Here is a 14,233-nt window from a genome sequence, read left to right as displayed (position 1 = left end):
ATCCATAGCATGGACGCGCCCGCCTTAAAGCCTTGTCTTTCTGAGCAATTCGGACTAGCTGACGCGTATCCCATCAGGCAGTTCCAAGATGCAGCAGGGTTCCGCGCCCAAGATCAGCTTTGTTTCGCTCGGATGTCCGAAGGCGCTGGTCGATTCCGAGCGCATCATCACGCGGCTCCGGGCCGAAGGCTACGAGCTGGCCCGCCAGCATGACGGCGCCGACGTCGTCATCGTCAACACCTGCGGCTTCCTCGACAGCGCCAAGCAGGAATCGCTGTCCGCGATCGGCTCGGCCATGGCCGAGAACGGCAAGGTGATCGTCACCGGCTGCATGGGCGCCGAGCCCGAGCAGATCGAGCAGGCCTATCCCGGTGTGCTCTCGATCACCGGCCCGCAGCAGTACGAAAGCGTCCTGGACGCCGTCCATCGGGCGTCGCCGCCGGTCCACAATCCGCATCTCGATCTCGTCCCCCCGCAGGGCATCAAGCTGACGCCCCGCCACTACGCCTACCTGAAGATTTCCGAGGGCTGCAACAACCGCTGCACCTTCTGCATCATCCCGAAGCTGCGTGGCGATCTGGTGTCGCGGCCCGCGGCCGACGTGCTGCGCGAGGCCGAACGGCTGGTCGCGGCCGGCGTCAAGGAGCTGCTGGTCATCTCGCAGGACACCTCGGCCTACGGGCTGGACATCAAATACGCCGAGAGCCCCTGGAAGGACCGCAACGTCCGGGCCCGCTTCCTCGATCTGGCCCGCGAGCTCGGCGAGCTCGGCGCCTGGGTCCGGCTGCATTACGTCTACCCCTACCCGCATGTCGACGAGGTCATCGGCCTCATGGCCGAGGGCAAGGTGCTGCCCTATCTCGACATCCCGTTCCAGCATGCCAGCCCCAACGTCCTCAAGGCGATGCGGCGGCCGGCCGCACAGGACAAGACGCTCGACCGGATCAAGGCGTGGCGGACGACCTGCCCCGATCTGGCGTTGCGCTCGACCTTCATCGTCGGCTTCCCCGGCGAGACCGACGAAGACTTCGCCTACCTGCTGGACTGGCTTGACGAGGCCGAGATCGACCGACTCGGCTGCTTCAAATACGAGCCCGTCGCGGGTGCAACCTCCAATGCCCTGCCCGGCCAGGTCCCGGACGAGGTCAAGCAGGAGCGCTGGGACGCCTTGATGGCTCGCCAGCAGAAGATCTCGGCGCGACGGCTCAAGCGCAAGGTGGGCACGCGCCAGCAGATCATCATCGACGAGGTCGGCCCGACCGTCGCCAAGGGCCGCTCCAAGGCGGATGCGCCCGATATTGATGGCTCCGTCTACCTGTCCAGCCGCCGTCCGCTGCGGGTCGGCGAGATCGTCACGGCCAAGATCGACCGCGCCGACGAATATGATCTGCACGGAACCGTGTCGGGCTTCTGATCCTGGACCGGCTCAGTTCGCCGACGAACCGGTCCTCACGCTCCACAGCTTGAGCAGCCGCTGCGCTTCGTCGAGCGTCAGTTCGAGATATCTGTTCTTCAGCTTGGTCAATTCGTCAGGCTTCGTCGCGCCAGAGACGAAGCGGCTGTCGAGGATCGCGGCCACCGTGGTCCAGCTCAGCCCGGCGGTCTTGCACGGCACGAGAATGCCGTCGCTGCGCAAGCTCTGCATCAGCGGCCGCACCAGCTCGATGCTGCATTTCGCCAGCTCGGCGATCGCCGCGATGGTTTCGGTGTAGCGCCGCTGACGGGCGAAATCGAGCAGCATCGCCTCGTTGAGCTTGCCGGCCTGCTTCAACTGCCCGACCGTCAGCTTGGCGCCGCCGAAGTCACGACTCCGCGACATGCCGCGCTCGGCGTCTGCCGTGACGGCGGCAATTGCGCCACGGATTTCCTCGTACAGATGCGGCGGCGCCGAGGCGAGCAGCCTCGCTCTCACCGCCTCGCTGGCGCTTTGCAGCAACGTCCTGCGCAAGGCGGCCGGCAGGTCGGCGCGGATGCCCGTGGCGATGGCAAGCTCGGGATCGCCCATTGCCTGCGCGAGAATGATGGAGAAGCCTGCCGCCGAGATGCGTGCGCCGGGATTTTTCATCAGCTTCCGGCTCACGCTGGGATAGCGCCGGACCAGCAGCGCGTCCGTGACGATCTCCTGCAGCCACCAGCGGCCGGCGACGGCAATCAGGTGCTTCTCGCTCCGGCTGCCGGCGATCTCGACCAGGTCCTCGGCGCTGAGGCGCGGCGACTCCGACAGCACCGGGCCAGCCACGGCAATGTCGTCATGATGCGCGAGCCGCCGGATCACGGCGACCGGCGTCTGGGGGATCGGGGCGAGCTGGGCGCTGAGCTCGGCGAGCGCGATGCGGGCGCCGACATCGGCCAGCGCGCGCAGCTCGATCGTGTTGACGAGACGTTCGAAGACGTCGGCGAACAAAGCGTGCTGCTCGGCGTCCAGATTGCCGGCCGAGGCAATGAACAGCGAGGCGACCCGCTCGGCGACGCCGGAGCAGCGTTCGGCTGAGCCGGTGGCAATCGCCGCCTGCACGTCCTCGGCGATCGTGAATTGGGGGTTCGACATCGCTCATCCTGAGCAGCTTGCACTTCAAGCTGACCGACACGGTAAATGCTGCCGCTAAATGTTTGGTAAAGTTGGAGCTAAACGGGTTGGGCCGGCTGTGCCCGTGCGATGACCGCACGCATTCTGTCAGCCCCTTACATCCTCCGGCTCCCGGCCCCGTCGCAATTGGCCGAGCGGCCGCCGTCTTGACAGCGCTCGCGATTTACCTGTATGGCCGCTGCATGATCTTCAATCGGACCAACCGCCGCGCCGCCGTTTGCCGTCGTCACCGCCGTGACGATGCCGGGGCGCGCCATGTCCGAAGACGTTGCTGATCAGTTAAGCTCATCAGCTCCAGGTTTTCGAGAAGGCCGCTCCCGCAAAGGAGCGGCCTTCTCGCTTTTCGGCCCGTCGTTTTCACACCTGTCATAGGAGACTGAACATGCTGACCGCTCCCCATCCGTATGACGCCCTCATGGAGATCACGGCGCGTCCGCGCACCGTGTTTGTTCAGGGCAAGGGCTCCTGGCTGTGGGACGACAGCGGCAAGCGTTATCTGGACTTCATCCAGGGCTGGGCGGTGAACGCGCTCGGCCATGCGCCGCCCGAGCTGGCCAAGGCGCTCGCCGACCAGGCCGCGCGGCTGATCACGCCGAGCCCGGCCTATTTCAACGACACCAGTCTGCAACTGGCGAAGGCGCTGACCGAACGCTCCTGTTTCGACCAGGTGTTCTTCACGAACTCCGGTGCGGAGGCCAACGAAGGCGCCATCAAGCTGGCGCGCAAATACGGCGCGCGGCACAGAAACGGCGCCTATGAGATCATCACCTTCGAAGGCGGCTTTCACGGCCGTACGCTGGCGACGATGTCGGCCTCAGGCAAGAAGGCGTTCGAGCCGCTGTTCGAGCCGAAGGTGCCGGGCTTCCCCAAGGCGCGGCTGAACGACATCGCCTCGGTCGAGGCGCTGATCTCCGACAAGACGGTCGCGATCATGTTTGAGCCGATCCAGGGCGAGGCCGGCGTATGGTCAGCGACGGCCAAGTTCCTGCAGCAATTGCAGACGCTGACGACGAAGCACGGACTGCTCCTGATCGTGGACGAGATCCAGACCGGCATGGGCCGGACCGGAAAACTGTTCGGCTATGAGCACGCCGATGTCCTTCCGGACATCATGACGCTCGGCAAGGGCATCGGCGGCGGTGTGCCGCTGGCGGCGCTGCTGGCGACCAACGAGGCGTCCTGTTTCGAGCATGGCGATCAGGGCGGCACCTTCAACGGCAATCCGCTGATGTGCGCCGCCGGGCTTGCCGTGCTCGATGTCATCGAGAAGCCGGAGTTTCTGAAAGGCGTCGCTGACAACGGGATCTACCTGGAGAGCGAACTGCAGCGCCTCTCGGCGCGGCACGGGCTCGGCGAGGTGCGTGGCCGCGGCCTCCTGCTCGCGCTCGATGTCGTCAGGCCGATCGCGCCGGCGATCGTCGCCCATGCCTTCGAGCTCGGCCTGCTGCTGAATGCGCCGCGTCCGGACACGCTGCGCTTCATGCCGGCGCTGAACGTCACCCGGGACGAGATTGGCGCCATGATCGAGGCGCTGGATGGAATCCTGACCAAGGCGGGCGCCGCGCGTTGCGTGGCCTAGCAGCTGAGCTTCCCGGGCGGGCCGGCCCGACGTCAGTCGGACTGGCCGTCCAGGATGTGTGTCCGGAACGTCGCAAGCAGATCACAGCGCGGCGTTCTCGCTGGTCGGGACCAGCAGGACGCTGCGCGGTCCAGCCGCGGCGAGCTCGGCCAGCCAGATCGGTTTCGGCCTGGATGGCAGCGTGGGTGTGACCGTGATTGTCGTAGGGGCAGAAGATGCCAATGCGAGGACGTGAGCTCATGATCGTCAAATCTCCCGGTGCCGCCGCCGGATTTCCGGCGCCGAACAGGGATGGCAGACCCCGATTGACCTGGATCAAAGACAGCATGGCCCGGCAGCGACGATCCTCGCCGGGCCAAACACCTGCGATCCGATGACTTACGTTATATCTTTGTGGATATAGCGTTGTACGGGATGTGATCAGCTCGTCAGGAACGAGGCTTGCCGGGACCAAGCTGATGATCATTCCGCCGACGACGAGGTCGGCACGACAGAAGGAGACGCAAGAATGGCGAGAGAGAATCTGGCGCGTGTGCTGCCCGTCGAGGACACCGGGAGCCACATCGCTCCGGTCGCCGCGACCGAGGACGTGTTGATCCATGTCCGCTTCTTTCCGAACTCGGATATCAACACGATCGGGGAGAAGCCGGCCGGCCTGACCGCCAATCAGTGGTACGAGCGGCTGCTCGACATGGCTCGCCCGCATTATCAGACCTTTGCCGGCGGTCGCGGCTTCTTCCGCATCCCCCGCCCCTGCTTCGAGGCGATCCTGAAGGATCTCGCGGCCTGACGAACGCTCTCTCCGGATGAGGCTGTGAGCGTCCTCTCGGCCTCATTCCTGTCGGCCGCGGTGCGCCGGGTGCGCCGCGGCCGCTGGCGCTCTTTTCGCTCGCCGGTTGGAGGACTGCCTTGAGCGAAGCGGCTTTCACCGAGTTGCAGCGGGTGTTCAGCTCGCTGCTGTCCGCCGGGTCGACGTCGAGCAGCCTGGCTGACACGCTTGCCGACCGCGCGTTCGATCTGTTCGAAGCGAATATCGACGCCCAGATGGCGCATCTGCCGGCGCTGGCCTGCGCCAAGGGCTGTCCCTCCTGCTGCGCGTTGCGCGTGACCGCGACGGCACCGGAGATCTTCCTGCTGGCGCGCTACGTCCGCAGCATCGACGAGTACGCGTCGGCGACGGCCCTGGGCTCGCTGGCGCGGCGGGTCAAGCTTGCCAACCGCGCGACGCAAGGGTTGAGCGAAGCGGAGCGGATGCAGCTGCGCCAGCCCTGCCCGTTCGAGGTCCGCGGCGGCTGCATCATTCATCCGGTGCGCCCGCTGGCCTGCCGCGGCCACGCGTCGTTCGATCGGCGTGCCTGCGCGCAGGCGATGGCCGGGCGGGATGTCGATGTGCCGGTCTCGGCGCCGCACGTTGCATTGCGCGCCGTGGTTCAGGACTCGCTCAGGGCGGCCCTCGCCGCTGCGCGGCTCGCCTCGGATCTCTATGAGTTGAACCAGGGACTTGCTCTGGCGCTCGGCCATCCCGAGCGCGAGCGCGCCTGGCAGGATGGACAGGACAGTCTGGCCCCGGCGCGGATCGCGCCGGCGGCTTCGACCGATGCGTCGCTCGGGCGCCGTCCGGACGGTGATGCGGCAGCGATCCCGGACGGTGAACGATGAGCCGGTCGTCAGGCGATCATGGCTTCAGGATCGACGCCCCCGTGGTGGCGCGGCTTTCCAGGTCGGTATGAGCTTTCGCTGCATCCTTCAGCGCATAGGCGTGATTGATCGGCACGTGCAGCTTGCCGCTGATGACGGCTGAGAACAGCGCGTCGGCGCCCTCGAGCAGCTCCGAGCGCTTGCCGATGTAATCGTTGAGCTTCGGCCGGGTCGCGAACAGCGAGCCGTGGCTGTTCAGCTCGGCGATCGAGAACGGCGGTACCGGACCCGAAGCGTTACCGAAGCTGACGAACAGGCCGCGCGGCTTCAGGCAGGACAACGAGCCGGGGAAGGTCGATTTGCCGACGCCGTCATAGACGACGTCGCAGAGTTCGCCGCGGGTGATCTGCTTGACCCGGGCGACGAAGTCCTCCTCGTTGTAGAGGATGACGTGGTCGCAGCCGTTGGCCAGCGCGAGATCGGCCTTGGCCTTCGAGCCGACGGTGCCGATGACATGGGCGCCGAGCGCCCGCGCCCATTGGCAAGCGAGAAGGCCGATGCCGCCAGCCGCAGCGTGGATCAGCACGCGATGATGCGGCTCGACCTTGAAGGTCGCGTGCAGCAGATACCAGACCGTCAGTCCCTTGAGCATCAGCACCGCGCCCTGCTCATAGGTGATGTGATCGGGCAGCTTGACCAGGCGCTGCCAGGCGATGTTGCGCTCGGTGGCATAGCCGCCGAGGGTCTCGTAGTAGGCGACGCGATCGCCGGGATGGAAATGGGTGACGCCGGGGCCGACGGCGATCACCTCGCCGGCCGCCTCGTTGCCGGCAATGAACGGAAGGCCGGGCGCCTTGTACAGGCCGGTGCGATAGTACACATCGATGAAGTTCAGCCCGATCGCATATTGGCGGATGCGGACCTCGCCCGGCCCAGGGGCGGCCAGATCGACCGGCTCATAGACGAGCGCCTCGGGGCCTCCCACCTTGTGCACGCGCACCGCCTTGACCATCCCGCATTCTCCCCTTCGGGCGCTCGGTGGCTGGACCCGAAAATCCAACCTGACAACCCGCAACAATTACCTGATTCTCGTCGGATATCCGGCCCGTCGCACGCGCCGGATCACGGCCGCCGGCGCGGCGGTGGCCGAAGCGAAGGCGATCACGAACGCCTTGTCAACTCAGCCTGCCCGCTTCCTGCGGTTGCGCGAGGCCATCACGTTGAAGGCCTCGACGGCGAGTGCGAAGGCGATGGCAAAGTAGATGTAGCCGCGCGGGATGTGGAACTCGAAGCCGTCGGCAACAAGCGCCACGCCGATCAGCACCAGGAAGGCGAGCGCCAGCATCTTGGTGGTCGGATGGTTCGCGACAAACCGTGCCACCGGCCCGGACGAGACGTACATGATGATGACCGCGATGATCACGGCGGCGATCATGATCTCGAGATCCTGGGCCATGCCGATCGCCGTGATGATGGAATCGAGCGAGAACACGAGATCGATGACGATGATCTGCGCGATCACCCAGAAGAAGCTGCTGGTGCCGCCGCCTTCCGCCCCGTTGTCCTCGCGCGCCTCGACCTCGGCATGAATCTCATGCGTCGCCTTGGCGATCAGGAACAGCCCGCCGCCGATCAGGATGATGTCGCGCCAGGAGAAGCCGAGGCCGCGGATCGAGAACACCGGCTGGGTGAGACCGATCAGCCAGACCAGCACGCTGAGCAGCAGGATGCGGAAGATCAAGGCCAGTGCGAGGCCAATCTGCCGCGCGCGCAGGGCCTGCGGCTCCGGAATGCGCGACGTGATCACCGAGAGGAAGATGACGTTGTCGATGCCGAGAACGATTTCGAGCACGGTCAGCGTCAGCAGCGCCGCCCAGGCTTCGGGACTGGTCAGGAGGTCGATCATGCTTTCAAGGATCTCAACAGACGAATCGCGGAGTCGCTCGCGACGATGTAGAGGCCGATCGCGCACAGCAGCGCGGTCACGATCGGGCTCACGGAAAAATTCTGGCTCAGCGCGTAGATCACCAGCACGACACCGAGTGCGACCAGGAGCAGCGTCAGCCAGCGCAGGCGTTCGACGCGCACCGGATGGATGACGTGGAACGGAACGAAAGTCAGCGCGGTCAGGATCGCAAGGCCGAGGGTCGCGAGCAGCGGCGGCGGCTGCAGCAGGAACAGGTAGAACGCTGCGATGTTCCAGAGGCCCGGGAAGCCGCGAAAATGGTTGTCGTCGCTCTTCATGCGGCGGTCGGCGAAATACAATGCGCCGGTCACCGCGATGCCGACGCCGATCACCGGCGCTGCCAATGGCAGCAGCAAGCCGCTCGCGGTGATCGCATAGGCCGGCACGAACACATAGGTCGTGAAGTCGACGACGAGATCGAGTACGTCGCCTGACCAGTCCGGCTGCACATGGACGACGTCGAGCCAGCGCGCCAGCGGCCCGTCGATGCCGTCGATGACGAGCGCCACGCCGAGCCACCAGAACATCGCAGTCCAATGCTCGCGCACGGCCTGCAGCATGGCGATCAGCGCGACGCCGGCGCCGAGCGCGGTGAAGACGTGCACCGACATCGCGGCAGCGCGCCGAACTGGCGTGGCCGATACGGCGCTCTCTGGTCTTAACTGATCCATGCAGCGCCAGTGCTATCAGGAATCGGAGCCAGTTGCATATCCGCGATTGCGGCGATGCGCCGCGCATCAGTCCGCATCACCCTTGAAAAAGCCCGGCAGGAACGTCAAATGTTCCCGTATGACAAATGCAGACACCAGCTTCGATGTCATCGTCGTCGGGGGCGGCCCGGCAGGGCTTGCGGCCGCCATCGCCCTATCACAGACCGGCGCCCGGACCGCCCTCGTGGCCCGCCAGGTGCCGTATGCCGATAATCGCACCACGGCCCTGCTCGGCGGCTCCGTCGACTTCCTCGACGAACTCGGCGTCTGGTCGTCGTGCCGCGATCGGGCCGCCGGCCTGAAGACGATGCGGCTGGTGGACGACACCGGCCGCCTGATCCGCGCGCCGGAAGTCCGCTTCGTCGCCGACGAGATCGGCCTCGATGTGTTCGGCTACAACATCGCCAATGCCGTCCTGGTCGAGGCGCTGGAGCAGCGCGTGGGCGAGATCGCCGCGCTGACGCGGATTGCCGAGGATGCCGAGAGCGTTCGCACCGACGACGCCGCCGTGACCGTCACCACCGCATCGGGGCGCGTGCTGACCGCGAGCCTCGTGGTCGGCGCCGACGGCCGTCATTCCCTCTGCCGCGAGGCCGCAGGCATCGGCGTCAGCCGGCGCGCGCTGCAGCAGGCGGCCCTGACCTTCAACATCACCCACGGGCGGCCGCATCATAACGTCTCGACGGAATTCCATACGCCGCACGGACCCTGCGTGCTCGTGCCGTTGCCGGGTGACCGCAGCAGCGTCGTCTGGGTTGCTGCCCCGAAGGAGGCGGAACGGCTGCACGCGCTCGACGACGACGCGCTGTCCGCGGCGATCGAGCGGCAGTCGCATTCGATCCTCGGCCGCGTCCGCGTCGAGCCGGGCCGGCATCTGTTTCCGCTCGCGATCGAGCGGCCGCATCGCTACGCCCAGAACCGCATCGTCCTGATCGGCGAGGCCGCGCATGTGGTGCCGCCGATCGGCGCGCAGGGACTGAATCTCGGCCTGCGCGACGGCATCGACATCGCCGAAATCGTGCGCAAGGCGCAGGCGGCCGGCGAGGATCCCGGCGCGCCGCAGGTCGTTGCCCGCTATGGCGCCGCCCGCCGCACCGACATTCTGAGCCGGACCTTCGTCATCGATGTCGCCAACCGCTCGCTGCTCAGCGATCTGCTGCCGATGCAGTCGTTGCGCGCGGTCGGCATGCATCTGATCGGCGGCTTCGGCCCGTTGCGGCGGCTGGCGATGCGCGAAGGGCTGGCACCGTCCTGGCGCTCCACACGCAAGGCCGGCTGAGGCCTTCAGGGAAACACCAGCCGGCCGCTCTGGATCAGCCACATCACGCTGGTCAGCGTGACCACGGAGGCGAAGGTGCCGATCAGCACGGCTCCTGACGCAGGCTCGATCCAGCTGTCGTGCTGGCGGGCGATCACGAACACATTGAGCGCGGGCGGCAATGCCGCCATCAGCACGGCGGTCGCAGCCCAGGGCTGCGCAAACGGCCCGAACAGCAGCATCAGGCCGAACGACACCAGCGGGTGGATCACGAGCTTCACGACCGTGAGCACTGGCACCTCCCAGGGCAGCCGCTCGAAGGGCCGCAGCGCCACGGTGACGCCGAGAGCGAACAGCGCGGTCGGCGCAGCCGCATTCTGCAGAAACTGCAGGGTGCGATCGATCACGGTCGGCGGATGGAACTCGAACGCCGCGGCCAGAATGCCGGCGGCCGTCGCCATGATCAGAGGGTTCCGCAGAATCTGCTGCAGCACGGTGCGCAGCGCATGCGCGAGCGAGGCATGATCGCGTTCGGTCAATTCCACCAGCAGCGGCACGATCGAGAACAGGAAGATGCTGTCGCAGCAGAAGATCAGCGCGGTCGGCGCCGCGGCCTTGGTGCCGAGCACGGCCAGCGCCAGCCCAGGTCCCATATAGCCGATGTTGCCGTAGCCGCCGGCGAGCCCGGCCATGGTGGCCTCACGCAGCGACAGCCGGCCGATCAGCCTGCCGAGCACGAGCGCCAGGGTGAAGGTGAGAACCGTCGCAAGCGTCGTTGCAACCAGGAACCGAGGGTTGCGCAACTCCGCAAAGGGCGTGCGCGCGATGAGGTTGAACATCAAGGCGGGCAGCGACACGTAGAGCAGGAAGAAGTTCATCCAGGCGAGCCCGGATTCCGGCAGCCTTTTCCATTTACCGCAGGCGAACCCTATGAAAACGACGCCGAAATACGGCAGGGCCAGATCAAGGATGTCGAACATGGGTCTCGGCGGCGACCCTTTGCGGGCCGGAAATGCGGGGGCTCGCGGCGCGGCGCGAATCGGCGATGTCTAGATTAAATCCGCCCGTTGGGCACTAGCATCAGCCGCAATCCTGGTCTATTCGACTCACATGATCAAAGCGCGAACTGCCAAGTTTCAGATCGGCCAGATCGTCCGGCATCGGGTATTCTCGTTCCGGGGCGTGATCTTTGACATTGATCCTGAGTTCAACAACACCGAGGAGTGGTGGCTCTCGATCCCCGAAGAGGTTCGGCCGCACAAGGATCAACCGTTCTACCATCTGCTGGCGGAGAACGCGGAGTCCGAATACGTCGCCTACGTCTCCGAACAGAACCTGGTTCCGGACGACTCGGGTGAGCCGATCCGGCACTCTCAGGTTGCCGAGATCTTCATCAAGGACAAGTCCGGCGGCTACCGTCCGCGCAACCCGCTGATGAACTGACGCCGGCTGGCGCGCGGCCGCATTCACAACGGCATCGCGGCGGGCACGCCCCACCCAGCCAAATTCGGCGGCACACCATCGACGGCAACAAAAAAGGCGCTCCATCGGAGCGCCTTTTGTTTTGCGGTGATCGCGGCCTCGGACGGCGTTACGGCTTCGCCGCCGGCTGGCCGCCCTGGGTCTGCTCGAGCTTCTTGCGCTGCTCCTCGGCGCGCTTCTGCAGCTCTTCCTGCAGCTTCTGCTGGGTCTTCTCGAACTCCTTCGGATCGGTCGGCGGACCGTCATAGGCCTTCGCGAAGCTGCTGCTGCCTTCCTGCAGCGGCAGCGGCAAGGTCAATGCCGTGCCGTTGGAGTTGATGGCCTGCACGTACAGGTTCTGCCCCTTCTTGAGGCTGGCGAGGAAATCCGGGGTGGCCTCGTAGTCCGACATGCAGCCGTTCTGGAAGCAGATGACGTAGCCGCTCTGCAGCGCCTGGTTGTTGTCGACCACGATGCGGGTGCCCGGCTGCAGCTGCATGCCGAGCGGCAGGGTCACGCGCAGGATCTTCTTCGGCTCGCCTTCGGGCTCGATGATGACGGCGGCAACCACGGGCTGTCCGGACTCGATGCGACCGTCCTTGCCGATGAAGCAGACCTGCTTGGCATTGGCATCCTGCCCCTTCAGGCAGAACTTGGTCCAGGGCGCGTAGATCAGCTGCGGCATCTCCTGCTGGGCCTGCTGCTGCGGCTGGCCGCCGGCGGGAGGACTGGCGGGGGCCTGCGCGGCCGGAGCGGGAGCCTTGGGGGCGGGAGCCGGAGCCTTCGCCTTCGGCGCAGCAGGCGCCGGAGCCTGCGCTTGCGCGGCAGAAGCAAAGGAAACGGCCAGTGCGGTGACCGCCAGCAGGGCGACGCGCCGCCCACGCGGCCCAACCGACGAGGCCAAGTCACGGAAATTCATTGCGGAAAACCCTTTCTGAACGGCAGCGCCCGAGACCGCCAAAGGCGCCACACCGAGCCGTCGAAGCGGCTGTCTCCTCAGGAATTGAGGCGGTTAAGTGACAGGCGTTGCCGCCTTGCGCGAATTGCCCGCTTTCATAACGCGGTGCGCAGAAAGATCAATGCCGCGGACCACGTCGCAGACGCCGTTTAGCGAGGCCGGGCCTGTGGTAAAAGCCCTCCGTGGCCCGTTCCGAATCAATCAGTTGCGCCCCGGTCCTGATGCTGCAGCGCATGTTGGGCGCAGCGGCTTGTGTCGGCGGCGCGATCCTGGCGCTGTTGCAGCCGGTCTACACCTCCAGGGCAAACGCGGCCGAAACTGCGGCAATTGCCATGCACGGCGCTCCGGCCCTGCCCGCCGACTTCGACCACATGCCCTACGCCAACCCGGACGCCCCGAAGGGCGGCCGTCTGGTATGGGGACTGCTCGGTACCTTCGATAGCTTGAATCCGTTCATCGTGCGCGGCGTCGCAGTGCAGCAAATCCGCACCTATGTGGTGGAGAGCCTGCTGACCCGCGGCAATGACGAGGCTTTCACGCTCTATGGGCTGCTGGCCCGCAGCGTCGAGACGGATGACCGCAGGACCCATGTCACGTTCCACCTCGATCCGCGCGCCCGCTTCTCCGACGGCCAGCCGGTTCTGGCGGCGGACGTCGCCTTCTCCTTCGCGCTGCTGCGCGATCACGGCCGTCCCAATCACCGGCAATTCTATAGCAAGGTCGCCCGTGCCGACGTGCTCGATCCGCTGACGATCCGGTTCGATTTCGGCGGCAGCGAGGATCGCGAGCTGCCGCTGATTCTCGGCCTGATGCCGATCCTGCCGCAGCATGCCACCGACGTCGCGACCTTCGAGGACACCACGATGGCCGCTTTTGTCGGCTCCGGCCCCTATCGGGTCACGGCGGTGCGGCCGGGATCCAGCGTCACCCTGACCCGCAATCCCGACTATTGGGGCCGCGATCTGCCGGCCAATCGTGGCTTATGGAACTTCGACGAGGTCCGGCTCGACTACTACCGCGAGTCCAACGGTCAGTTCGAAGCCTTCAAGCGCGGGCTCTACGACTTCCGGGTCGAGACCGAGCCGCTGCGCTGGCACGACGGCTACGACTTCCCGGCCGTGCGCAATGGCGAGGTCATCCGCGACAGCTTCATCTCGGGGATGCCGCAGCCCTCCCAGTTCCTGGTGTTCAACACGAGGCGCGAAATGTTCGCCGACGTCAGGGTGCGCCGTGCGCTGACCCTGCTGTTCGATTTCGAGTGGATCAACCGCAACTATTTCTTCGGGCTGTACCGCCGCAGCGGCGGCTATTTCGCCGGCTCCGAGCTGTCGGCCTATGGACGTGCGGCCGATGCGGCCGAGCGCGAGCTCTTGAAGCCGTTCGCCGGACAGATCCCCGCAGACATCATGGACGGCAGCTATCGCCTGCCGGTCACCGACGGCTCCGGCCGGGACCGCACGACGCTCAAATCCGCGCTCGATCTGCTTGCCGAGGCCGGCTACGAGCTCGATGGCACCGTATTGCGGCACCGGGCGTCGCGCGAGCCCTTGGCGTTCGAGATCCTGGTCACGACGCGCGATCAGGAGCGCATCGCGCTGGCCTATTCCGGTAGCCTCAAGCGCGCCGGGATCAACGCATCGATCCGGGTCGTCGATCCCGTGCAGTTCGACCAGCGCCGCCTGAGCTTCGCATTCGACATGATCCAGAACCGCTGGGACCAGTCGCTGTCGCCGGGCAATGAGCAGGCGTTCTACTGGGGCAGCGAGGCCGCCGACCGGACCGGAACGCGGAACTACATGGGCGCCAAGGACCCGGCGATCGATGCGATGATCGCCGCGCTGTTGCGGGCCCGCGACAGGCCGGAATTTATCTCGACCGTTCGCGCATTGGACCGTACCCTGATGGCGAGGTTCTACGCTATTCCAGTGCTCAATGCCGCCGAGGAATGGATCGCTCGGTGGAATCGTATAGAACGGCCCAAGAGGACAGCTTTGACGGGAGCGCTCCCGGAGAGCTGGTGGCAGCGGCCGGAGCCGGCATCGAAGTGACCAACCGGGGCAGTTGGTTGTGGCCGGG

Annotated in this window: 13 protein-coding genes; 7 read left to right on the top strand and 6 right to left on the bottom strand. The window is 66.1% G+C overall.

Going from position 1 to position 14,233, the window contains the following annotated elements:
* Positions 1–88: 88 nt before the first annotated feature.
* Positions 89–1,414, top strand: coding sequence for a 30S ribosomal protein S12 methylthiotransferase RimO (rimO, locus tag QQL87_RS01800; protein WP_284416091.1), 1,326 nt, complete (start codon positions 89–91; stop codon positions 1,412–1,414).
* 12 nt (positions 1,415–1,426) lie between these two features.
* Here the strand turns inward: rimO and QQL87_RS01795 are convergent, their stop codons facing one another.
* Positions 1,427–2,548: a DUF2336 domain-containing protein gene (locus QQL87_RS01795; protein WP_284416092.1), complete on the bottom strand. Its 1,122-nt coding sequence runs from the start codon at positions 2,546–2,548 to the stop codon at positions 1,427–1,429.
* Positions 2,549–2,969: 421 nt separating this feature from the next.
* On the opposite strand from QQL87_RS01795, the gene QQL87_RS01790 reads away from it, so the two are divergent.
* From QQL87_RS01790 to QQL87_RS01780, 3 genes are all read left to right on the top strand, one after another.
* Positions 2,970–4,166 carry an acetylornithine transaminase gene (locus tag QQL87_RS01790; protein ID WP_284416093.1) on the top strand — a complete coding sequence of 399 codons (1,197 nt, stop codon included), beginning with the start codon at positions 2,970–2,972 and terminating at the stop codon, positions 4,164–4,166.
* Positions 4,167–4,674: 508 nt separating this feature from the next.
* Positions 4,675–4,956 (top strand): hypothetical protein, encoded by a 282-nt coding sequence (locus tag QQL87_RS01785; RefSeq protein WP_284416094.1) that lies wholly within the window; start codon positions 4,675–4,677, stop codon positions 4,954–4,956.
* Positions 4,957–5,075: 119 nt separating this feature from the next.
* Positions 5,076–5,825, top strand: a complete 750-nt coding sequence (locus QQL87_RS01780; protein ID WP_284416095.1) for a YkgJ family cysteine cluster protein — start codon at positions 5,076–5,078, stop codon at positions 5,823–5,825.
* Positions 5,826–5,841: 16 nt separating this feature from the next.
* Here QQL87_RS01780 and QQL87_RS01775 read toward each other — a convergent pair whose 3' ends face one another.
* The 3 genes from QQL87_RS01775 to pcsA form a co-directional block, all read right to left on the bottom strand.
* The gene (locus tag QQL87_RS01775; protein ID WP_284416096.1) at positions 5,842–6,816 is read right to left on the bottom strand and encodes a quinone oxidoreductase family protein; all 975 of its coding nucleotides are present in this window, start codon (positions 6,814–6,816) and stop codon (positions 5,842–5,844) included.
* Positions 6,817–6,984: 168 nt separating this feature from the next.
* Positions 6,985–7,710 carry a TerC family protein gene (locus QQL87_RS01770; RefSeq protein WP_284416097.1) on the bottom strand — a complete coding sequence of 242 codons (726 nt, stop codon included), beginning with the start codon at positions 7,708–7,710 and terminating at the stop codon, positions 6,985–6,987.
* Positions 7,707–8,441 carry a phosphatidylcholine synthase gene (gene pcsA, locus QQL87_RS01765; protein ID WP_284416098.1) on the bottom strand — a complete coding sequence of 245 codons (735 nt, stop codon included), beginning with the start codon at positions 8,439–8,441 and terminating at the stop codon, positions 7,707–7,709. Before pcsA ends, QQL87_RS01770 begins: the two co-directional genes overlap by 4 nt.
* Positions 8,442–8,559: 118 nt before the next feature.
* On the opposite strand from pcsA, the gene QQL87_RS01760 reads away from it, so the two are divergent.
* Positions 8,560–9,759: a UbiH/UbiF family hydroxylase gene (locus tag QQL87_RS01760; protein WP_284416099.1), complete on the top strand. Its 1,200-nt coding sequence runs from the start codon at positions 8,560–8,562 to the stop codon at positions 9,757–9,759.
* Between the two features lie 5 nt (positions 9,760–9,764).
* Here QQL87_RS01760 and QQL87_RS01755 read toward each other — a convergent pair whose 3' ends face one another.
* Positions 9,765–10,718, bottom strand: a complete 954-nt coding sequence (locus tag QQL87_RS01755) for an AEC family transporter (RefSeq protein WP_284416100.1) — start codon at positions 10,716–10,718, stop codon at positions 9,765–9,767.
* Between the two features lie 130 nt (positions 10,719–10,848).
* Between QQL87_RS01755 and hspQ the strand changes: the two genes are divergently transcribed.
* The gene (gene hspQ, locus QQL87_RS01750) at positions 10,849–11,181 is read left to right on the top strand and encodes a heat shock protein HspQ (protein WP_284416101.1); all 333 of its coding nucleotides are present in this window, start codon (positions 10,849–10,851) and stop codon (positions 11,179–11,181) included.
* A 148-nt stretch (positions 11,182–11,329) separates the two neighbouring features.
* Here hspQ and QQL87_RS01745 read toward each other — a convergent pair whose 3' ends face one another.
* On the bottom strand, positions 11,330–12,118 hold the full coding sequence (locus QQL87_RS01745; RefSeq protein WP_284416102.1) for an invasion associated locus B family protein: 789 nt from the start codon (positions 12,116–12,118) through the stop codon (positions 11,330–11,332).
* Between the two features lie 260 nt (positions 12,119–12,378).
* Between QQL87_RS01745 and QQL87_RS01740 the strand changes: the two genes are divergently transcribed.
* The gene (locus QQL87_RS01740; protein ID WP_284416441.1) at positions 12,379–14,205 is read left to right on the top strand and encodes an extracellular solute-binding protein; all 1,827 of its coding nucleotides are present in this window, start codon (positions 12,379–12,381) and stop codon (positions 14,203–14,205) included.
* Positions 14,206–14,233: the final 28 nt, after the last annotated feature.

The sequence above is a fragment of the Bradyrhizobium sp. SSBR45G genome, assembly GCF_030159255.1.
Lineage (GTDB): Bacteria > Pseudomonadota > Alphaproteobacteria > Rhizobiales > Xanthobacteraceae > Bradyrhizobium.
The sequence above is the reverse complement of the archived record's forward strand: the minus strand, read 5'-3'. Positions and strand labels throughout refer to the sequence as shown.